This is a genomic window from Mangrovicoccus sp. HB161399, assembly GCF_013184745.1.
Lineage (GTDB): Bacteria > Pseudomonadota > Alphaproteobacteria > Rhodobacterales > Rhodobacteraceae > Mangrovicoccus.
The window spans coordinates 12,280-31,307 of sequence record NZ_JAATVU010000054.1; the positions used below are offsets into that span (position 1 = coordinate 12,280).

Below are 19,028 nucleotides of genomic sequence, written 5' to 3' on the forward strand. Positions count from 1 at the left end.
AGGGCGCCAGGGCCACGATTGCAGGCGCGGGGCGGCGGATTCCGCGCTAGGCTCGGCTCCCATGGAGATGCTGACCGGCACCGATCACCTCGACCTCTCGACTCTTCCCGCAGCCGCACGGGCCGAGGGATGGCGGCTGCGCCTCGGTGCGCTCGGCCTCGCGCCCGCGGGCGAGGCGCCGCCAAGCGGCACGCTCAGCGTGCTGCGCGCCGCCAGCGGACTGCGGCTCGCCCGTCTGGTCGCGCCGCCCCAGGCCCTGCGCCCGCTGGCGCCGCGGCCGCGCCCGGCGCCCTTCCTGGTCATCCTGACGCTGCGCAGCCGCGGCGTGCTCTCGGCCGGGGAACATGTGCAGTACCTCGCGCAGAACGACCTGAGCGTCGCCGACCAGGCTTCCGCCTGGCAGATCGCCTGGGACTCCGACGTCAAGGCGATACTGCTGGAGCTGCCCCGCCCGCTGGTCGCCGCGCGGCTCGGCGCGCACCGGCCGCACCTGCCGCAGGTGCTGGGCGCCTCGGTGGAGGCCGACATGCTGCGCGCCATGGCGGGGGTGCTGGGCGCCCAGATGGACAGCCTCGCGCCCGAGGATCTGGCCGGCAGCGAGGGTGCGCTCTTGGACCTGCTGTGCAACGCGCTGATCCGCGAGGCGCTGCCCGAGGACGGCGCGATGACGCCGGTGCAGGCCGCGCAGTTCCGGCGGGTCTCGGCGGCGGTGGAGACCGGGCTGTCGCGGACCGACCTGTCGCTGCCGGACGTGGCCGGGGCGGCGGGACTGTCGGCGCGCTACGTGCAGCGGCTGTTCGAGCTTTCGGGCGAAAGCTTCTCGGCGCATCTGCGGCGGCGGCGGCTGGAAAGCAGCCGCGCCGACCTGCTCGACGCCGGTCAGGCGGGCGTGTCCATCGCCCAGATCGCCCATCGCCGCGGCTTCGCCAGCGCGCCGCATTTCAGCCGGTCCTTCCGAGACGCCTACGGCCTGTCGCCGAAGGAGTTCCGCGAGGCGCAGCGCACCGCCCCCTTGCCCTATGCCTTCCGCGGCAATCCCGGCCAGGGTGTCCGTCCGCCCGCGCCGCGCAGCGCCCCCGCGGCCGGCCCCTGCGCCGGTGCGTCGCCGCCGTTGCCGATGCAGGCGGAGGACGCGGATTTCGTGCTGCCCGCCCATGCCGGAACGGTGCATTGGGGCCATCTCAGCCGCTCCCTGCCGCCCGCGCTGTTCGTGCCCTCGGGCGCAACCGTGCGGGTCGAGACCCTGACCCAGCATGGCGGCGACGACCCGGCCCGCTTCATCGAGGGCGATCCGGGCGCCGAGAGCGTGTTCCGCTGGACCGCCGAGGGCAAGGCGGTGGACCGGCGCGGAGCGGGGCCGATGGATGCCTCGATCTTCGGCCGCGGCGCGGGCGAGGGGTTCGGCGTGCATATCTGCACCGGCCCGATCCATGTCGCGGGCGCGCGGCCAGGGGACGTGCTGGAGGTGGAAATCCTCGGCATCGCGCCGCGGCCCTGCGCCAATCCCGAATTCGCCGGCAAGGCCTTCGGCTCGAATGCTTCGGCCTGGTGGGGCTACCAGTACGGCGATCCGCTGGCAGGCACGCAGCGCCACGAGACTGTGACGCTCTTCGAGGTCGACCTGGCGCAGCCGCACATTGCGCGGGCGATCTGCCAGTATGACTGGGTGCCCCAGACCGATCCGTCGGGCGTGCGCCACGATACGATGGACTATCCCGGCATCCCGGTCGATCCGGACAGCGTCACCCGCCGGCCGGCCCTGCCCGGGATCGCGGTGCCTGCGCGTCCGCATTTCGGCTTCGTCGGCGTCGCGCCGCGCGAGGCGGAGATCGTGGACACCATTCCGCCGGGATATTTCGGCGGCAATGTCGACAACTGGCGCGCGGGGCCGGGGGCCAAGATCTACCTGCCCGTGGCGGTCGAGGGTGCGCTGCTGTCGATCGGCGACGGCCATTTCAGCCAGGGCGACGGCGAGATCAACGGGACCGGGCTGGAGATGTCGCTGACCGGCACGGTGCGGATCGTGCTGCACCGCCAGGGAGAAAGCGCGCTGCCGCAGATCCGCGGCCTGTCCGCGCCGCTGATCGAGACCCCGGAGGAATGGGTGATCCAGAGCTTCGCCTTCGAGAACCACCTGCGCGATCTCGGCCGTTCCGCGCAGACCGACGTCTATACCCGCTCCACCGTCGACATGGCGCTGCGCAATGCCTTCCGCCAGGCGCGGCGCTTCCTGATGGATGTCTACGCCCTGGGAGAGGACGAGGCGCATGCGCTGCTGTCCGTCGCGGCCGATTTCAGCGTCACCCAGGTGGCCGACGGCAATATCGGCGTCCATGCCTGCCTGCGCCGGTCGCTGTTCGAACCGGGCACCGGAGCCGGTCAGCGGTAGCGCGCGTCGAGCGCCCGCTCGATCTGCCCCGCGAATTTCGCCGCCGCCACCGGCAGCGCGCGGTTGCGCAGCTGGCAGAGATAGAGCCGCCCCGAGGGCAGGTCGCGCGGGTCCACCGGACGCGCGGCGATGCCGGAGCCGGGCTCGCCCTGCGGCAGGCCGATCGGGATCTGGAAGCCGATGACCTGTTCATGCCGCGGATAGTTGCGTAGGAACTCGAAACTGTCGGCCTCCAGTGCCACGTCGAGCGGCAGCGAGCTGTTGAGCACCGCGCTGTCCCACAGGTGCCGCACGCCGAAGCGCTGCGAGGGCAGGGCCAGCGGATAGTCGGCGCAGTCGCGCAGGCGGAGGACGTCGCAGCCCGCCAGCGGATGGTCCCGCGACATCACCCCGTAGACCGGCTGCGGCACGGCGGCGATCACCTGCACCTCGCGCAGCCGCACCGGCTCGAAGATCAGCGCGATGTCGGCGGAGAGATCGACCAGCGCCTCCTCGGCGACCTCGCGGTCGCGCACCGAGACGCCGAAGGTCACGCGCGGATGCTCGGCGCGGTATTCGGCGATCTGCTCGGGAAGGAAATAGGGCACCAGCGCCTGGCTGCAGGCGATGTTCACATGGCCGCGCCTTTCGCCCGCCAGGTCGGCGAGCTGGCTCTTCAGCTTCTCGAATTCCGATTGCTGGGCACGGACATGCGCGATCAGAAGCTCTCCGGCGGTCGACAGCCGCACGCCCCTCGGCAGCCGCTCGAAGACCGGCACGCCCAGCTCCGCCTCCAGCGCCAGCACGCGGCGGTTCAGCGCCGTCGAGGTGATCGCCAGCGTTTCCGCCGCCTTGCGGATCGAGCCCGCCTTCACGATCGCCTCGACATATCCCAGCTGCTCAAGGTGCCGCATCGGCGCGCTCCTCCACCGCTGCATAATTTGCAGCACTCAGATGCAAACTTAGCAGGAGACATCAGCAGTGCAAAGGTTAACCCTTGGCCCGAGATTTCCCGCAGCCCTAGCCGCATCAGACCCGGAGCCTGCCATGACGCTTCCCAAGTTCTCCCGCCGCACCTTCCTGTCGACCTCGGCCGCGCTGGCGGCCGGCGCCGCGTTCGGCCCGCTTCCGGCCCGCGCCGCGGGCGGCATGACCGTCGGCTTCATCTATGTCGGGCCGAAGGACGATTTCGGCTACAACCAGGCCCATGCCGAAGGCGCGGCCGCCGTGGCTGCCATGGACGGCGTGACCATCGTCGAGGAAGAGAACGTCGCCGAGACCACCGACGTGCAGAAGTCGATGGAATCGATGATCAACTTCGACGGCGCCTCGCTGATCTTCCCGACCTCCTTCGGCTATTTCGACCCCCATGTCCTGGAAGTCGCGCCGAAGTATCCGGATGTCCGCTTCGAGCATGCTGCCGGGCTCTGGACCGAGGGCATGCCCTCGAACATCGGCAGCTACTTCGGCTATATCGGCATGGGCCAGTACCTCAACGGCATCACTGCGGGCCACATGACGGCTTCGAAGAAGATCGGCTTCGTCGCCGCCAAGCCGATCCCGCAGGTGCTGCTGAACATCAACTCCTTCCTGCTCGGCGCCCGCGCGGTCGATCCCTCGATCACCTGCCAGGTGATCTTCACCGGCGAATGGTCGCTGGCCGTGAAGGAGGCCGAGGCCACCAACGCGCTCGCGGATGCGGGCTGCGACGTGATCACCTGCCATGTCGACGGGCCGAAGGTGGTGATGGAGACGGCTGCGGGACGCGGCTGCTACATCTGCGGCTACCATGCCGACCAATCGCCGCTGGCGCCCGAGAAATACCTGACCGGGGCAGAGTGGAACTGGGCCGGGGTCTATCCGAAGATGGTGCAGACCATGCTCGACGGCGGGACGATCCCGAACTTCCTGCGCGGCGGTCTGGCCGACGGCTTCGTCAAGATGTCGCCGCTGGGCCCGGCGGTCACCGACGCGGCGCGCACCCAGTTCGAGGCCACGAAGGCCGAGATCATGAAGGGCGGCTTCCAGGTCATCAAGGGACCGCTGAAGGACAACAAGGGCAACGAGATCGCGGGCGCCGGCGAAGGCTTTGCCGAGGACGACATCCGCCTGGAAAGCATGGACTACCTCGTCGAGGGCGTGATCGGCGCCACTTCCTGACCTTCCTGGGGGATCCCCGCCATGAGTGACCGTACCATTGCCGCCCCCGCAGGGGGCGGGCTCTCCCCTGACGGCCTGCTTGCCGGGATCGCGCGGCGCTCCGAGGCGGTTCTGATCCCGCTGGGCGCGCTGCTGATCGGGCTGGCGATCTTCTCGCTGTTCCTGCTGACCCAGGGAAAGAGCCCGGCGGAGTATTTCGCCCTCGTCTACAAGGCGGGCTTCGGCACCGCCTTCTCCTGGCAGAACACGCTGAGCCGCACCGCGCCCCTGCTGCTGGCCGCGCTCTGCGTCGCGCTGCCCGCCCGGCTCGGCCTGACCGTGATCGGCGGCGAGGGGGCGATCGTGCTGGGCGGCGTCGCCGTCGGCGCGCTGGCCCTGCCGCTCTCGGGCTTTCCTGCCGTCATCGCCATCCCGGTCTTCCTGGCCGCGGGCGCGCTGGCAGGCGGCCTCTGGATCGGCGCAGTCGGCGCCCTGCGCCACTGGCGCGGGGTGAATGAGACAATCGCCTCGCTCCTGATGGCCTATATCGCCATCGCGCTGATGAACCACCTCGTCGAGGGCCCGCTGCGCGACCCCGCCTCTCTCAACAAGCCCTCCACCCATCCGCTGCCCGATGCCCTGCGGATCGGCAACATCCCCGGCTGGGACGTGCATTGGGGACTGGTCGCCGGGATCGTCGCCTGCATCGTCTCCTGGGTGCTGATCGACCGCACCACGCTGGGCTTCGCCGCGCGGGTCGCGGGCGGCAATGTCCGCGCCGCGCAGGTGCAGGGGCTGCCGGTGGGCAAGCTGATCGTCGGCTTCACCGCCTTGGGCGGCGCCTTTGCCGGGCTGGCCGGCGCGTTCGAGGTCGCTGCCGTGCAGGGCAGCGCCAATGCCTCGCTCGCCGCGGGCTACGGCTATACCGGCATTCTCATCGCCTTCCTCGCCCGTCACAACCCGCTGGCCATCATTCCGGTGGCGATCCTGCTGGCCGGGTTCGAGGCCTCCTCCGGTCTCGTGCAGCGCCGTATGGGCCTGCCGGACGCCTCCACGCTGGTGCTGCAGGGCATCGTCTTCACCGTCATCCTGATCAGCGACACCGCCTACGGCCGGTGGAAGCTCTTCTCCCCCGAACGCTGGAGGTCCTGATGGAAACCGATCTCGGTCTCTGGGCCGTTCCCATCGCCATGCTGGGCGGCGCGATCCGCGTCTCCACCCCGATCCTCTTCGTCTCGCTCGGCGAGACCCTGACCGAGCGGTCGGGCCGCATCAATCTCGGGCTCGAAGGCACGCTGGTCTTCGGCGCCATGTCGGGCTATGCGCTCGCGGTCATGACCGGCTCGCCCTGGCTCGGCGTCATCGCCGCGGCGATCACCGGCGCGCTCTTCGGTCTGGTCCACGGGCTGATCTGCTCGCTGCCCAAGGTCAACGACATCGCCATCGGCATCGCGATGATGCTGCTCGGCATGGGGCTCGCCTTCTATTTCGGCAAGCCCTTCATCCAGCCGGTCGCCCCCGACCTGCCGGCCATCCCGCTCGGCTGGTGGTCCGACCTGCCGCAGGTCCGGGCCGCGCTGCAGGTCAACGTGCTGTTCCTGATCGGGCTGGTCGCGGCGGGCGTGCTGTGGTGGATGCTGAAGGCCACCAAGATCGGCCTGACCCTGCGCGTCGTCGGCGACAGCACCGATGCCGCCCGCGCCCTCGGCCTGACCCCCTCGCTCGTGCGCACGCTGGCCACTGCGGCGGGCGGGGCCTTCGCCGGGATCGGCGGCGCCTACCTGTCGCTCTACTATCCGGGCAGCTGGAACGAGGGCATCTCCTCGGGGCAGGGCCTGATGGCGGTGGCGCTGGTGATCTTCGCGCGCTGGAACCCGATCGCCTGCGTCGGCGCGGCGATGCTGTTCGGCGCGGCGGGCGCGCTCGGCCCGGCGCTGCAGACCATCGGCGTCAGCTCCGGCTACTACCTCTTCTATGCCGCGCCCTACGTGCTGACGCTCGGGGTGCTGATCGCCACCTCCTCGCCCACGCAGGCGCTGTCGGGCGCGCCCGGCGAACTGTCCATCAACAAGTAAGGAGCCAATCCCATGAACGGACTCGGCGGACTGAACAAATCCCCGAACGGCGTGGTCATCGGTCTCGTGCAGCTGCAGCTTCCCGTCGTGGAAACGCCGGACGACCTGGCGCGCCAAACCGCGAAGATCGTGGACATGGTCGGCAAGGCGCGGCGCAACATGGGGACGATGGATCTGGTCGTCTTCCCCGAATATTCGCTGCACGGCCTGTCGATGGACACCAATCCCGAGATCATGTGCCGGCTCGACGGTCCCGAGGTCGCGGCCTTCAAGGCAGCCTGCATCGGGAACCGGATCTGGGGCTGCTTCTCCATCATGGAGCTGAACCCTGGCGGCATGCCCTACAATTCCGGCCTGATCATCGACGACCAGGGCGAGATCAAGCTCTACTACCGCAAGATGCACCCCTGGGTGCCGGTGGAGCCGTGGGAGCCCGGCGACCAGGGCATCCCGGTCTGCGACGGTCCGAACGGATCGAAGATCGGGCTGATCATCTGCCATGACGGCATGTTCCCGGAAATGGCACGCGAGACCGCCTACAAGGGCGCCGAGATCATGATCCGCACCGCGGGCTACACCGCGCCGATCCGCGGCAGCTGGCGCTTCACCAACCAGTCCAACGCCTTCTGCAACCTGATGGCGACGGCGAATGTCTGCATGTCGGGATCGGACGGGACCTTCGACTCGATGGGCGAGGCGATGATCTGCAATTTCGACGGCTCGGTGATCGCCCACGGCACCTCGGGCCGTCCCGACGAGATCATCACCGCCGAGCTGCGTCCCGACCTGATCCGCGAGGCCCGCAACGGCTGGGGGGTGGAGAACAACATCTACCAGTTCGGCCATCGCGGCTATGTCGCGGTCAAGGGCGGCGCGCAGGACTGCCCCTATACCTACATGACCGATCTCGCCGCCGGGCAGTACCGCCTGCCCTGGGAGGACGAGGTCCGCATCACCGACGGCACGGGCGAAGGCTTCGCCGCGCCCACCCGCGTTTACGGCCAGCCAGCAAAGGATGCCGCGGAATGACGACGCTTGCCTCGACCCCCTATGCCTGGCCCTGGAACGGCGACCTGCGGCCCGAGAACACCTGCCTGATCATCATCGACATGCAGACCGATTTCTGCGGCGAGGGCGGCTATGTCGACAAGATGGGCTATGACCTGTCGATGACCCAGGCGCCGATCGGGCCCATCAAGTCCGTCCTGACCGCGATGCGCGAAAAGGGCTACCACATCATCCACACCCGCGAGGGGCACCGGCCAGACCTGGCCGACCTGCCGCCGAACAAGCGCTGGCGCAGCCAGCAGATCGGCGCGGGCATCGGCGATGCGGGCCCCTGCGGGCGCATCCTGGTGCGCGGCGAGCCCGGCTGGGACATCATCCCGGAGCTCTATCCCGAGCCCGGCGAGCCGATCATCGACAAGCCCGGCAAGGGATCGTTCTGCGCCACCGACCTGGAGCTGATCCTCAACACCCGCGGCATCCGGAACATCATCCTGACCGGCATCACCACCGATGTCTGCGTCTCGACCACGATGCGCGAGGCCAATGACCGCGGCTTCGAATGCCTGATCCTGTCGGATTGCTGCGGCGCGACGGACAAGGGCAACCACGAGGCGGCGCTGAAGATGGTGACCATGCAGGGCGGGGTCTTCGGCGCGGTCTCCGACAGCGAAACCCTGATCGCGGCGCTGCCATGAAGACGGAGCACGAGAACGGCGCGATCGGCGTCGAGACCCTTGGCATGACGATGCGCTTCGGCGGCTTCACCGCGCTCGACAATGCTTCCATCGCCATACCGGCGGGCACGTTCCACGCGCTTCTGGGCGAGAACGGCGCGGGCAAGTCGACGCTGGTGAAATGCATGATGGGCTTCTACCACGCGACATCGGGACAGATGCTGGTCGCGGGGCGCGAGGCGAAGATCGCCGATCCGAAAGCCGCCCATGCGCTGGGGCTGGGGATGGTCTACCAGCATTTCACGCTGGTCCCGTCGCTGAGTGCCGCCGAAAACCTGGTGATCTCGCGCGAGGATGCGCCGAAGATCATCGACTGGCGCAAGGAACGCGCCGATCTGGGCGCCTTCATGGAGAGGATGCCCTTCGCCGTGCCGCTCGACCGGCCGGTGCGGACGCTCTCCGCGGGCGAGAAGCAGAAGCTGGAGATCCTCAAGCAGCTCTATCTCGGGCGCCGCTTCCTGATCCTCGACGAACCGACCTCGGTGCTGACCCCGGACGAGGCCGACGAGGTCCTGGGCCATGTGCGCGGTCTCTGCGAGGCCGGCGAGATCTCGGTGCTGATGATCAGCCACAAGTTCCGCGAGGTGACCGCCTATGCCGACGACGTCTCGGTGCTGCGCCGGGGCCGGCTGGTCGGGCAGGGGCGGGTCGCCGACCTGTCGCACCAGGCCATGGCCGACATGATGATGGGCGGGCAGAGCCTGGCCAAGCCTGCCGCCCGCTCGGGGCAGAGGGGCGAAACCGTGCTGGCGCTCGACGGCGCCAAGGCGCGCGACCGCTCGGGCCTGAAGGACATCCTGATCGAGCGGCTGGAGGTCGCCAAGGGCGAGATCGTCGGCATCGCGGGCATTTCCGGCAACGGCCAGACCGAGCTGATGGAGATGCTGACAGGCCAGCGTCCGCTGGAGGCCGGGACGATGACGGTCGAGAGCACGCCCTATACCGCGACGCGGTCCGAGACCCGGACGCTCGGCGTGCGCGTCCTGCCGGAGGAGCCGCTGCACAATGCCTGCGCGCCGAAGATGAGCGTGGCCGAGAACATCGCGCTCAGGAGCTTCGACGCGAATGGCGAGGGCACCCGCTTCTGGCTGAAGCCCTCCGCCATGAAGGCGCTCGCCGACCGGCTGGTGGGCGAGTACAAGGTCAAGACCGCCTCTCTGGAAAGCCCGATCGCCTCGCTGTCGGGCGGCAATGTCCAGCGCGCGGTGCTGGCGCGGGAACTGACCGGACGGGTGGACCTGCTGATCGTTGCGAACCCCTGCTTCGGCCTCGATTTCACCGCCGTGGCCGAGATACGCGCGCGGATCATGGATGCGCGCAACCGCGGTGCCGCCGTGCTGCTGATCTCGGAGGACCTCGACGAGATCCTGGAGCTGGCGGACCGGGTGCTGGTCATGTCCGAAGGGCGCATCGCCTACGAGACGCCGATCGCCGGGGCCGACACCGCCACGATCGGCCATTACATGGCGGGGCACCAATGATGGCCGTCATCCCCTCCGCAGAGCCCTTCGCCTTCGAGTTCGATCCCGAGAAGACGGCGCTGGTCGTCATCGACATGCAGCGCGACTTCCTGGAGCCGGGCGGCTTCGGCGAGACGCTGGGCAACGACATCGCCCCCTGCGCCGCCATCGTGCCGACCGTGGCCGCGCTGATCGCGGCCTTCCGCGATGCAGGGCTGCCGGTGATCCATACCCGCGAATGCCACGCGCCGGACCTGTCGGACTGTCCGCCCGCAAAGCGGACCCGCGGCAGGCCGTCCCTGCGGATCGGCGACGAAGGCCCGATGGGCCGCATCCTGATCGCAGGCGAGCCGGGCGCCGACATCGTGCCCGAGCTCTATCCCGCCGAGGGCGAGATCGTCATCGACAAGCCCGGCAAGGGCGCCTTCTACGCGACCTCGCTGCCGGACGACCTCGCCCGTCTCGGCATCGACACGCTGGTCTTCGCCGGCGTCACCACCGAGGTCTGCGTCCAGACCACGATGCGCGAGGCCAATGACCGCGGCTTCCTCTGCCTGCTCGCCGAGGATGCCACCGCCAGCTATTTCCCGGAATTCAAGGCGGCTGCCCTTGCCATGATCCGCGCCCAGGGCGCGATCGTCGGCTGGACCGCCCCCACCGCCAAGATCGCGGAGGCCCTGCAATGACCGAGAAGACCGCCTTTCCCGGCCTCGCCACCGGCTATGCCGCGCAGGAGTTCGAATTCTTCCGCGAGGGCGTCGAGATATGCCATCTCCGGCGCGAAGATCCGGCCGTTGCGCTCCTGCGCTACGCTCCCGGCGCGCGGGTGCCGCGCCACCGCCATGCCGGGCTGGAGACCATCCTCGTGCTCGAAGGCACCCAGTCGGACGAGCGCGGCAGCTACGGCACGGGCAGCCTTATCCTGAACCCGGAAGGCACGGAGCATTCGGTCTGGTCGGAACCCGGCTGCGTCGTGCTGATCCAGTGGGAACGCCCGGTGGAGATCCTCGGGGACTGACCGTCGGCCTCGCGTCAGGGGATCGGCGCGAGCAGCTCCTCGGAGGTCACCAGCTCCCGCACGCCGTGGCTGTGATCCTCCTCGAAGGCATTGCCCCCCGCGGCCCAGGCATGCAGCGACAGCAGGTTCAGCTTCATGCAGGCGGGGCGCACGCTCCAGGTCACCTGGTAGGGCGAGCATGCGGCCCCGGTATAGCTCGGGCCGGTGGTGGAGCCGTGATAGACCACCGGTTCTCCGGTTCCGGCCGGCAGCGCGTTCGGCTGGTGGAACCCGCCGCGCTGCGTCCCGGCATAGGCGAAGGCGGAGAAGCTGGTGGCCTCGGGGTCGTTCACCAGCATGAACACCTGGGCCTCCACCCGCAGCTGCGGGTTCACGCAGGCATCGCTGACGCAGGCGCCCAGGCTCTTGCCCGGCGCCACGTCGCAGGAGGTGAAGACCCAGTGCACCTCGACCGTGTCGCCCGGCGCGACATTGCCGAAAGGACCGACGCCGGCCCAGGGGTCTGAGCGTTCCGCCGTCGAAAGCATGGCGGCTTCGTTGCACATCCAGCCGGCCTTCGGCTCGGCATGGGCAGCCGCTGCGGCGGGCGCCGCGCCATGGCCGTCGCTGCCATGGCTGCTGGCGGCCATCTCCACCGCGCCTTGGGCGGCATCGGCCATTTCCGGCGGCGGGGCGGGCAGGCTGAAACCCGGTCCCTTGTGCTCCGCATAGGTATGGGTGTGGATGTTGCACAGGTTCATCGCCCAAGGCTGCGGCGCGAGGTTGAAGACCCGCTGGTTCGCGCCCGCCTTCTGCGAGATGTCGCGCGGCGATTGCGGTCCGAAGCCCTGGCAGAGCTCCGCCCCCCCTGCCGCAAGGGGGGCTGCGGCCAGCAGAGCTGCCGCCGCGATCTTCCGTCTCCGCATGATGTCCCGTCCTCCTGCGCCCGCGCGGTTGCCCGCGGAAATGTGGCAGCATCGTGGCGGACGGAGCCTTTCCGGGAGGTTGCCGGGGCCATGGGCCGGGACCGCTGAATCCGCGGGGTTTTACGCGAATCCAGCGGACCGGGGCAGGATCAGGGCTCCGCGCCGCCGAAGAGCTCGGCGAAGGCGCCGTAGCCCTCGGCCTCCAGTTCGGCGAGGGGCACGAAGCGCAGAGCGGCGGAATTGATGCAGTAGCGCATGCCGCCCGCCTCGCGCGGCCCGTCCGGGAAGACGTGGCCCAGATGGCTGTCCGCCCCGGCGGAGCGCGCCTCGACCCGGACCATGCCGTGGCTGGCATCGCGGTGCTCGGTCACGGCATCGCCGAAGACCGGGCGGGTGAAGCTCGGCCAGCCGGTGCCGCTGTCGAACTTGTCGACCGAGGCGAAGAGCGGCTCGCCCGAGACCACGTCGACATAGAGCCCGGGCTCCTTCAGATCCCAGTAGGGATTGGCGAAGGGCCGCTCGGTGCCGTTCTGCTGGGTCACGCGGTACTGTTCCGGGGTCAGGCGGGACAGCGCGTCGTCCTTTTCCTTCGTCGCGTCGGTCATGCTTGCGTCTCCTGTGGTTCCCGCAGGGATCTCGGGTCTCGGGAACGAAACATCAAGCCCCGGCGCGCATGCTGGCCGCATTGCTGCCCTTGCGGCAGACAGGACGCTTACCTCAGCCGCGGAGCTGTCCTATCCTGCGGCAGAGACTGGAAGATCCGGAGACCCGCATGACTGCCACGCTCATCATCGCGATCGTCACGGCCGGCTACTGCCTGATGGCGCGCCGCCTGTCGCGGACCATCGTGACCGCCCCGATCGTGTTCATCCTGATGGGATACCTGCTGGCGCAGGCGGGGGGCTCCGGCGAAGCAGAGGTAGTCCATGTGCTGCATGCCGTGGCCGAGGTGGCGCTGGTCGTGCTGCTTTTCCTCGACGCGGCGCGCACCGACCTGCGCAAGCTGCGCAGCCACCGGCAATGGCCGGTGCGGATGCTGCTGGTGGGCATGCCGCTGGCGATCCTGTTCGGCACGGGGATGATCGCCGCGCTGGCGCCGAACTGGCCGCTGGCGGCGGCGGCGCTTTCGGCGGCGATCCTGGCGCCGACCGATGCCGCGCTGGGACAGGCGGTGGTATCGAACCCGGAGGTGCCCGAGCGCCAGCGCCAGGCGCTGACCGTGGAAAGCGGGCTGAATGACGGGCTGGCGCTGCCGGTCGTGCTGATGCTGGCCAGCCTTGCCGCCGGGGTGGAGACGCAGGAGACCGGCTACTGGCTGCGCTTCGCGGCCGCTCAGGTGCTGCTGGGACCGGCGGCCGGGATCGCGGTCGGCTGGATCGGCGCGCGGCTGCTGAACCTCGCCTCTGCGAAAGGCACCACCTCGGAAGCCTTCGAGGGCATCGCCACGCTGGCCATGGCCGCGGCCTGCTACGTTCTGGCCGACCTGATCGGCGGCAACGGCTTCATCGCCGCCTTCACCGGCGGGCTGGTCTTCGGCCATGTCGCCACCGCGCGCTCCGACTTCATCTTCGAATTTGCCGAGGGGGAGGGGCAGATCCTGGCCTGGGCGGCCTTCCTGCTGATCGGGCTGGGCCTGATGCCCGAGGCGGTGGCCTATCTGGACTGGCGGATGCTGGCGGTGATCCTGCTCAGCCTCTTCGTGGTGCGGCCGCTGGCGATCTGGCTGTCGCTGGCGGGCACCGATGCCGATCCGGGGACGCGGATCTTCTTCGGCTGGTTCGGGCCGCGCGGGCTGGCCACGGCGCTCTTCGCGCTCCTGGTGGTGCCCGACATCGATCCGCTGCAGGCGGTGCCGATCCTGCATCTGGCGGTCAACGCGGTCTGGATCAGCGCGCTGCTGCACGGGGTGACGGCGGCGCCGGGGGCGCGGCGCTTCGCGAGGGCGCGGCGATGATCGCGGCCGGGGCAGGGACCGGCGATTTCACCGTTCCGGCCGACTGGGTGCGCAGCGCGATCCAGGTCTCCGGCGCGGGTCCGAACCTGCTGGCGCGGGTGCTGGCCGCCGCCGGGCTGGAGGAGGCGGACATCGAGGGCGAGGATGCCGCCATCGGCCAGCGGCAGGAGGCGCTGTTCTTCCACGCCTTCGCCGAGCAGATGGGCAATCCCTATTTCGCCGCCGAGCTGGGGCTGCGCATGCCGGGGCGGACCAGCACCATCGTCAGCTATGTCTTCCATGGCTCGCGCAGCCTCGGCGACGCGATGGCGGCGACGGCGCGGCTGCTGCGGCTGACCCGGCCGGGGCTGCAGATGGACTTCTCGCGCGAGGGCGAGACCGGGCGCTGGATCCTCCGCAGCATCGACCCCTGGGTGCTTCAGCTCGCCGCCTACCAGGAATTCGCGGTCTCCTCGGTGATCGCCGATTTCCGCAACGCGACCGGGACCGCGCTGGTCCCGGATGCCGTGCAGCTGCCCTCGGCGGCGCGCGGCCACGAGGCGCGGCTGGCGCGGCTCTGGGGCTGCCCGGTGGATACCGGCGGCGAGCGGCTGGTCCTGACCTTCGGCGCGGCGGCGCTGGCGCTGCCCCTGCGGCGGCACGATCCCGACCTGCTGAAGCACCTGCAGCGCTACGGCGAACTGCTGCTGCGCGACGCGCCCGAACCCGAGGAGGGGCTGCTGCACCGGGTCGAAAGCGCAGTGCTGGAGCATCTTCCCGAGGGTGGCGCGCCGCCGGTCGCGCTGATCGCCGAGGACCTGGGGCTGAGCGTGCGGACGCTGACCCGCCGCCTGGCCGAGGAGGGGCAGGGCTACCGCGAGCTGGTCGAGGACGTGCGGCGGCGCAAGGCGCAGCTGATGCTGTCGGACCGCACGCTGAGCCTCGCCGAGATCGCCTTCCTGCTGGGCTATTCCGAGCAGAGCAGCTTCACCAACGCCTTCCGCCGCTGGACCGGACGGGCGCCGGGGGCCTATCGCAGCGACCTTCTGCGCTGACGGATGCCCTCCGGCAGGGCCCGCTGCCCGGAGCTGCGATGAGTCGCACTCCGCCCTGTCTGGGCAAGCCTGCCCGATTCCTGTGCGATTTCATCGTGCAACGCCTTTCCGGCAACCCTTAATGCCACGGTCACCATTGCAGTGGCAGGCTATCGGGCAGGTGAGAGCGTCCGGATGCCGGCTGGATGATTTCCCGCATGGACGTCACAGGTGCGTGATGCTGATATGATCAATGCAGAAGCTGGGGAGCTGGAAAGTTCTGTCATGGCGAGTTCTGACTTGGGCACATATCGCGACGGCGGCTGGAGCCGCCGCCACGGCGCGTTCCTTCCGCGGCCGCAGGCTTGGCTGGTCCGGTCGCGCGACGGCGGGGACGGCACCGGTTTCGCCCTGCTGGACAGCGAGCCGGGGGCCTGGCTGAGGCCGTCGCGCTCGGGCTACGCCGTCCGGCTGTCGGATATGCCGCCGGAGCCGTTGGCGATGCCGCTGCCGCCGCTCGGGAAAACCTCCTTCGGCCGCGCGGGGTGGAGCTGCTGGAAGGCCGTGCCGCGGGACGTGCCGCTGCTGCTGTCCGTAGCGGCCGGACGGGCGGGGCGCGGTCCGGTGCGCAGGCTTCAGGTGCCGCTGGCCGCGGAAGGCGGCGCGCGGGCCTGGCTCGATGCCGGGCGGATCTCGGGACCGTTCCCGGCCGCGGGCGGTCCCGCGCATTGGACTCTCGGCTGGCAGCTTCCCCCCGGCATCGGCGGAGAGATGGCCGGCGCGCTGATCCTGCTGGGGCTGCAGGGCGTCATGGAGGCGCTGTCGCGCCCGCTCTGCGAACGGCCCTTCCTGCTGCAGCTCGATCTCGCCGGGCTCGGCCTCGACCGCAACGCCATCCGGCGGCTGGAATGCGCGCTCTCGGAAGAGATGAAGCGCTTCTCGATGATCACCGGGCGCGGCGCGCTGCTGGTCGGCGAGCTCGGCTTCGTCCAGGAATATGCCGATGCCAGCGTCATCCTGCAGCCCGGCCGGGCGGTGCGGATGGACCTGCTCCTGCCAAAGAAGCGCAGCGCGCCGGTTTTCCTCGACCTGCAGCAATCCGCCGGATCCGGCGCTTGCGGGCCGCTCGCGCTGTCGCTTCAGGCGCAGTCGGGAGAGCGGCTCGACATCGTAACCGGCCGACAGCAGGAGGAGGGCTGCAGCGAAATCCGGACCGGCAATGGCGGGCTTGCCGCCAAGGTCTGCGCCGATCCGCGCAGCGGCACGGCGGCAGCGCGCCTGTCGCATGTCATCGGCTTCGCGCCGACCTTCGCGCTGTCCGCCTTCGGCCGCAACCGTGCCGAGCCGGGCGAATGGAACCTGATTTTGCGCAACATCGGCAGGGAAACCGCGCGGCTGACCTTCGACCTGGACAACGCCATGCCGCTCCTGCCGGATTGGCAGATGCCGCGCGCCAGCCTGCAGATGAGCCGGTCGCAGGAATGGGATGCCGAGATGCTGGACTATGTCCGGCCGGAATTCTTCGGCTATCGCGGCCGGTTCGAGGCGCTGGTCAAGCGCGCCGATGCCGTGCCGCCGCTGGTGATGCGCCGCTATGTCGAGGTCGGGTCCTGGCCGGTCGCCTCGGTCTCCGCCGGCACGGAGATCCATCCCATGCCGGTGCTGGGGGCCAGGACCCGGGCTGGCTTTCCCGCCATGTCCCTGCCGGTCCCGGTCCGCGAGGCCATGGCGCAGGAGCTGTCGCCCGCGCCGCAGGAGGACCGCCTTCTGGGCCTGTGCATCGAATTGCTGGCAAACGTGCCGCCGCGCGGCCTGGCGCAGCGCCTGGCCGAAGCCGTGGCCTCCGCCCGGGGCTGAGGCCGGGGCGCAGCTACTCGGCCGCCATCTGCCGCGGCCGGGCATTGCCGAGGAAACGGACAGCGGCCGCGCCGCAGAGATGCGACAGCCGTCCGCCGCAGACCGTCGCCTCCACCTTTCCCGTCGCCTCGTTGACGAAGGCCAGATCCGCCCGCGCGCCCAGATCGAGCCGCCCGCGGCCGGGCAGGCGCAGCAGCCGTGCCGGGTGGTCGGAAACCAGCGCCCAGGCCCGCGGCAGCGGCAGGATACCGGTTTCGGCGAGGTGGAGGGCCAGATCTGCCAGCGGCATCCGCGCCCCGTCGGAGACGATGGCGTCGCAGCGCGCCAGCTGCTCGGGGTCGAGCGTGCGGGTCTGCAGCTGCTCGGTCAGCTCGCGCGCCGATATGGCCACCGGATCGCAGACCGCCCGCGCCGCCGCCGCCGCGCGGTAGCTGGACGGCGTCATGCAGAGCCCGGCGCCGATCATCGAATGGTGTTCGCGGGCCTCGCCGCTCTCGTCCTCGGCGGAGCCGTAGATCACCCCGGCGGTGTCGAACTGCTCGGCCAGGTCGCAGAGCGCCCGCGGCACCGACGGCGCGCCTGCGGCCAGCCCGTCGAGCACCTCCGACAGCGCCGCAGCATCCCGGCCGGTGCGCGCGGCCAGCGCCGCGAAGCCCGGCGGATCGGCATCGCGCAGGTCGCGGGCCGTCGCGGCGCGGTTGGAAAACAGCACCAGCTCGATCCCGCTGCCGCGCACCAGCTCGAGGATGCGCATCGTGCTGCGGGCCATTGCGTGCTCGATCCGCAGTGCCAGCCGCAGGTCGGTCAGCGTCTTCCCGGCCATCCCGGCAAGCGCAGCGGCTAGTTCCTCCGCCGCTTCGGGCGATTCCGAGGGGCCCTCCCAGGACCATCCCTGCTGCAGGCACTGGGTGGTCACGCCATGGGCGGCGCCGGTCCTGTCGGCGGCTTCGAGAAGTTGCGTGCAGCTGTCCCAGCCGCCGCGGCGCAGCGGGCGGGCGGCCATCATGTCGATCACGCCCGGCAGGATCAGGTAGCCGCTCATGTCGACGGCCGGCAGCGGACCCTTGGTGATCCGCCCCTCGGCAATCGCGATGGAGCGTTCCTGCAGGGCGCCGTCGCGCAGGATGCGCGCGCCCGTGAACCGCATGGGGGGAAGCTGGCCTGACATGTCCTCGCTCGCATGGTTTCAGCCAGAGGTAGCGATTCTCTGTGTCGCCGGTGTGACAGCGGCGCGGCCTGTTGCATTCTGGCCGCGCCGCGGCATCGACGGGGGCGGGCTGGCGCGCGCGGCTGCGGGCGCTAGGTCGTCCAGCAGGACAGGAGGGACATGACATGACCGAACTGATTGCGCCGGAAACGCCGCTGGCGGAGATCGCCCCGGACCTCGCCGAGGCGGGCTGGAGCCGGATCGGAGACGCCGGCGCCATTGCCAAGAGTTTCAGATTCCGTGGATTTCCAGAGGCTTTCGCCTTCATGACCCGGGTGGCCTTCGCCGCCGAGGCGGCCAACCACCATCCCGACTGGCGCAATGTCTGGAACCGGGTCGAGGTCGAGCTGAGCACCCATGACGCCGGCGGGCTGACGGAGAAGGACATCGCGCTGGCCCGCGCGATGGAGGCGCTCTAGCCCGCTTCATCGGGTCCGCTTGCATGCTGCATGGCAGCAAAGTACGTTCTGCGAAGTCTCCGGAGGACCCCTGCCATGACCGATGCCGCCGAACTGACCCCGCTCGACCTGGCCCATGCGAAGATGGAGGCCGCACCCGAAGAGGATGCGGCGAGGCTTGGATTCTACGGCACGCTCGGCGCGTCCGAGCTGTTCCTGCTGCTCGACCGCGAGGCCGAGGGCGACAGGATCACCCCGCGGGTCTTCGACGTGGAATCGGGGCAGATCGTGCTGGTCTTCGACCGCGAGGCGCGGCTGGCCGAGTTCGCCGGCGAGATCGCGCCCTATGCCGGCATGTCCGGCCGCGTGCTGGTCGAGATGCTGGCCGGGCAGGGGATCGGGCTGGGGGTCAATCTCGACGTGGCGCCCTCGGCGATCATCCTGATGCCCGAGGCGGTCGACTGGCTCAACGAGCAGCTGCAGCACCGTCCCGAGGAGGGCGAGGCGCGCCCGTCGGAAGTGCGTGCGCCGAAGGGGCTGCCGGAAGCGCTGGTCGAGGGGCTCGACGGCAAGCTGGCATCGGCTGGCGGGCTGGCCGATCTGGCCTATCTGGTGGGCGTCACCTATGCCGACGGCCGCAACGGCCACCTGCTGGCCTTCGTCGATGCGGTGCCCGGTGCGGAGCCCGCGCTGGCACGCGCCGTGCACGAGGCGCTGATCTTCTCCGGGCTTGCGGCGGGCGAACTGGACGTGGCCTTCTTCCCGGCATCGGACGGGATCGCGCCGCAGCTGGCCAAGGTCGGTCTGCGCTTCGACCTGCCGAAACCTGCCGAGCGGGTGCAGCGCGCCGCGCCCGGCATGAATCCGGACGCGCCGCCGATCCTGCGCTGAG

18 protein-coding genes are annotated in these 19,028 nt (G+C 70.1%); 14 read left to right on the forward strand and 4 right to left on the reverse strand.

Annotation, left to right across the window (positions count from 1 at the left end; translation table 11 throughout):
• Positions 1 to 61: 61 nt before the first annotated feature.
• Entirely contained in the window at positions 62 to 2,389 is a 2,328-nt protein-coding gene (locus tag HCC78_RS23165; RefSeq protein WP_172331163.1) for an acetamidase/formamidase family protein, read from the forward strand.
• Here HCC78_RS23165 and HCC78_RS23170 read toward each other — a convergent pair.
• On the reverse strand, positions 2,380 to 3,282 hold the full coding sequence (locus HCC78_RS23170) for a LysR family transcriptional regulator (RefSeq protein ID WP_172331164.1): 903 nt from the start codon (positions 3,280 to 3,282) through the stop codon (positions 2,380 to 2,382). The genes HCC78_RS23165 and HCC78_RS23170 overlap by 10 nt on opposite strands.
• A gap of 133 nt (positions 3,283 to 3,415) precedes the next feature.
• On the opposite strand from HCC78_RS23170, the gene HCC78_RS23175 reads away from it, so the two are divergent.
• The 8 genes from HCC78_RS23175 to HCC78_RS23210 are packed head-to-tail and all read left to right on the forward strand — an operon-like array spanning position 3,416 to position 10,802.
• Positions 3,416 to 4,528 (forward strand): BMP family ABC transporter substrate-binding protein, encoded by a 1,113-nt coding sequence (locus tag HCC78_RS23175; protein ID WP_172331165.1) that lies wholly within the window; start codon positions 3,416 to 3,418, stop codon positions 4,526 to 4,528.
• A 21-nt stretch (positions 4,529 to 4,549) separates the two neighbouring features.
• Positions 4,550 to 5,659, forward strand: a complete 1,110-nt coding sequence (locus HCC78_RS23180; RefSeq protein WP_172331166.1) for an ABC transporter permease — start codon at positions 4,550 to 4,552, stop codon at positions 5,657 to 5,659.
• On the forward strand, positions 5,659 to 6,582 hold the full coding sequence (locus tag HCC78_RS23185) for an ABC transporter permease (RefSeq protein WP_216671269.1): 924 nt from the start codon (positions 5,659 to 5,661) through the stop codon (positions 6,580 to 6,582). Before HCC78_RS23180 ends, HCC78_RS23185 begins: the two co-directional genes overlap by 1 nt.
• Before the next feature lie 12 nt (positions 6,583 to 6,594).
• Positions 6,595 to 7,611, forward strand: a complete 1,017-nt coding sequence (locus HCC78_RS23190; protein WP_172331167.1) for a formamidase — start codon at positions 6,595 to 6,597, stop codon at positions 7,609 to 7,611.
• Positions 7,608 to 8,285, forward strand: a complete 678-nt coding sequence (locus tag HCC78_RS23195; protein WP_172331168.1) for a cysteine hydrolase family protein — start codon at positions 7,608 to 7,610, stop codon at positions 8,283 to 8,285. Before HCC78_RS23190 ends, HCC78_RS23195 begins: the two co-directional genes overlap by 4 nt.
• Entirely contained in the window at positions 8,282 to 9,805 is a 1,524-nt protein-coding gene (locus HCC78_RS23200) for an ABC transporter ATP-binding protein (RefSeq protein ID WP_172331169.1), read from the forward strand. The genes HCC78_RS23195 and HCC78_RS23200 overlap by 4 nt, the downstream gene beginning before the upstream one ends.
• Complete coding sequence (locus HCC78_RS23205; RefSeq protein WP_371743915.1) at positions 9,802 to 10,470, forward strand: cysteine hydrolase family protein; 669 nt, start codon at positions 9,802 to 9,804, stop codon at positions 10,468 to 10,470. Before HCC78_RS23200 ends, HCC78_RS23205 begins: the two co-directional genes overlap by 4 nt.
• Positions 10,467 to 10,802 carry a cupin domain-containing protein gene (locus HCC78_RS23210; RefSeq protein WP_172331170.1) on the forward strand — a complete coding sequence of 112 codons (336 nt, stop codon included), beginning with the start codon at positions 10,467 to 10,469 and terminating at the stop codon, positions 10,800 to 10,802. Before HCC78_RS23205 ends, HCC78_RS23210 begins: the two co-directional genes overlap by 4 nt.
• 14 nt (positions 10,803 to 10,816) lie before the next feature.
• Here the strand turns inward: HCC78_RS23210 and HCC78_RS23215 are convergent, their stop codons facing one another.
• Positions 10,817 to 11,707, reverse strand: a complete 891-nt coding sequence (locus HCC78_RS23215; RefSeq protein ID WP_172331171.1) for a delta-class carbonic anhydrase — start codon at positions 11,705 to 11,707, stop codon at positions 10,817 to 10,819.
• Positions 11,708 to 11,856: 149 nt separating this feature from the next.
• Positions 11,857 to 12,312: a peptide-methionine (R)-S-oxide reductase MsrB gene (gene msrB / locus HCC78_RS23220; RefSeq protein WP_172331172.1), complete on the reverse strand. Its 456-nt coding sequence runs from the start codon at positions 12,310 to 12,312 to the stop codon at positions 11,857 to 11,859.
• Between the two features lie 167 nt (positions 12,313 to 12,479).
• Here msrB and HCC78_RS23225 point away from each other — a divergent pair, with 167 nt between their 5' ends.
• From HCC78_RS23225 to HCC78_RS23235, 3 genes are all read left to right on the forward strand, one after another.
• A complete protein-coding gene (locus HCC78_RS23225) occupies positions 12,480 to 13,661 on the forward strand; it encodes a sodium:proton antiporter (RefSeq protein ID WP_172331173.1) in 1,182 nt (393 codons plus the stop codon).
• Complete coding sequence (locus HCC78_RS23230; protein WP_172331174.1) at positions 13,658 to 14,695, forward strand: AraC family transcriptional regulator; 1,038 nt, start codon at positions 13,658 to 13,660, stop codon at positions 14,693 to 14,695. Before HCC78_RS23225 ends, HCC78_RS23230 begins: the two co-directional genes overlap by 4 nt.
• Positions 14,696 to 14,959: 264 nt before the next feature.
• Complete coding sequence (locus HCC78_RS23235) at positions 14,960 to 16,531, forward strand: hypothetical protein (protein WP_172331175.1); 1,572 nt, start codon at positions 14,960 to 14,962, stop codon at positions 16,529 to 16,531.
• Between the two features lie 13 nt (positions 16,532 to 16,544).
• Here the strand turns inward: HCC78_RS23235 and HCC78_RS23240 are convergent, their stop codons facing one another.
• Positions 16,545 to 17,678: an alkylphosphonate utilization protein gene (locus tag HCC78_RS23240; RefSeq protein ID WP_172331176.1), complete on the reverse strand. Its 1,134-nt coding sequence runs from the start codon at positions 17,676 to 17,678 to the stop codon at positions 16,545 to 16,547.
• 185 nt (positions 17,679 to 17,863) lie between these two features.
• Between HCC78_RS23240 and HCC78_RS23245 the strand changes: the two genes are divergently transcribed.
• Both HCC78_RS23245 and HCC78_RS23250 read left to right on the forward strand, forming a co-directional pair.
• Positions 17,864 to 18,157, forward strand: coding sequence for a 4a-hydroxytetrahydrobiopterin dehydratase (locus HCC78_RS23245; RefSeq protein WP_172331177.1), 294 nt, complete (start codon positions 17,864 to 17,866; stop codon positions 18,155 to 18,157).
• Between the two features lie 75 nt (positions 18,158 to 18,232).
• A complete protein-coding gene (locus tag HCC78_RS23250; RefSeq protein ID WP_172331178.1) occupies positions 18,233 to 19,027 on the forward strand; it encodes an SseB family protein in 795 nt (264 codons plus the stop codon).
• The last annotated feature ends 1 nt before the right edge of the window (position 19,028 follow it).

What these genes read in the sequence shown, in the direction of transcription:
- msrB (WP_172331172.1), bottom strand. Translation starts at nt 12,312, where the DNA reads ATGACCGACGCGACGAAGGAAAAGGACGACGCGCTGTCCCGCCTGACC.
- HCC78_RS23200 (WP_172331169.1), top strand. Translation starts at nt 8,282, where the DNA reads ATGAAGACGGAGCACGAGAACGGCGCGATCGGCGTCGAGACCCTTGGC.
- HCC78_RS23235 (WP_172331175.1), top strand. Translation starts at nt 14,960, where the DNA reads ATGGCGAGTTCTGACTTGGGCACATATCGCGACGGCGGCTGGAGCCGC.
- HCC78_RS23250 (WP_172331178.1), top strand. Translation starts at nt 18,233, where the DNA reads ATGACCGATGCCGCCGAACTGACCCCGCTCGACCTGGCCCATGCGAAG.
- HCC78_RS23195 (WP_172331168.1), top strand. Translation starts at nt 7,608, where the DNA reads ATGACGACGCTTGCCTCGACCCCCTATGCCTGGCCCTGGAACGGCGAC.
- HCC78_RS23240 (WP_172331176.1), bottom strand. Translation starts at nt 17,678, where the DNA reads ATGCGGTTCACGGGCGCGCGCATCCTGCGCGACGGCGCCCTGCAGGAA.
- HCC78_RS23205 (WP_371743915.1), top strand. Translation starts at nt 9,802, where the DNA reads ATGATGGCCGTCATCCCCTCCGCAGAGCCCTTCGCCTTCGAGTTCGAT.
- HCC78_RS23180 (WP_172331166.1), top strand. Translation starts at nt 4,550, where the DNA reads ATGAGTGACCGTACCATTGCCGCCCCCGCAGGGGGCGGGCTCTCCCCT.
- HCC78_RS23230 (WP_172331174.1), top strand. Translation starts at nt 13,658, where the DNA reads ATGATCGCGGCCGGGGCAGGGACCGGCGATTTCACCGTTCCGGCCGAC.
- HCC78_RS23170 (WP_172331164.1), bottom strand. Translation starts at nt 3,282, where the DNA reads ATGCGGCACCTTGAGCAGCTGGGATATGTCGAGGCGATCGTGAAGGCG.
- HCC78_RS23185 (WP_216671269.1), top strand. Translation starts at nt 5,659, where the DNA reads ATGGAAACCGATCTCGGTCTCTGGGCCGTTCCCATCGCCATGCTGGGC.
- HCC78_RS23215 (WP_172331171.1), bottom strand. Translation starts at nt 11,707, where the DNA reads ATGCGGAGACGGAAGATCGCGGCGGCAGCTCTGCTGGCCGCAGCCCCC.
- HCC78_RS23225 (WP_172331173.1), top strand. Translation starts at nt 12,480, where the DNA reads ATGACTGCCACGCTCATCATCGCGATCGTCACGGCCGGCTACTGCCTG.
- HCC78_RS23175 (WP_172331165.1), top strand. Translation starts at nt 3,416, where the DNA reads ATGACGCTTCCCAAGTTCTCCCGCCGCACCTTCCTGTCGACCTCGGCC.
- HCC78_RS23210 (WP_172331170.1), top strand. Translation starts at nt 10,467, where the DNA reads ATGACCGAGAAGACCGCCTTTCCCGGCCTCGCCACCGGCTATGCCGCG.
- HCC78_RS23165 (WP_172331163.1), top strand. Translation starts at nt 62, where the DNA reads ATGGAGATGCTGACCGGCACCGATCACCTCGACCTCTCGACTCTTCCC.
- HCC78_RS23190 (WP_172331167.1), top strand. Translation starts at nt 6,595, where the DNA reads ATGAACGGACTCGGCGGACTGAACAAATCCCCGAACGGCGTGGTCATC.
- HCC78_RS23245 (WP_172331177.1), top strand. Translation starts at nt 17,864, where the DNA reads ATGACCGAACTGATTGCGCCGGAAACGCCGCTGGCGGAGATCGCCCCG.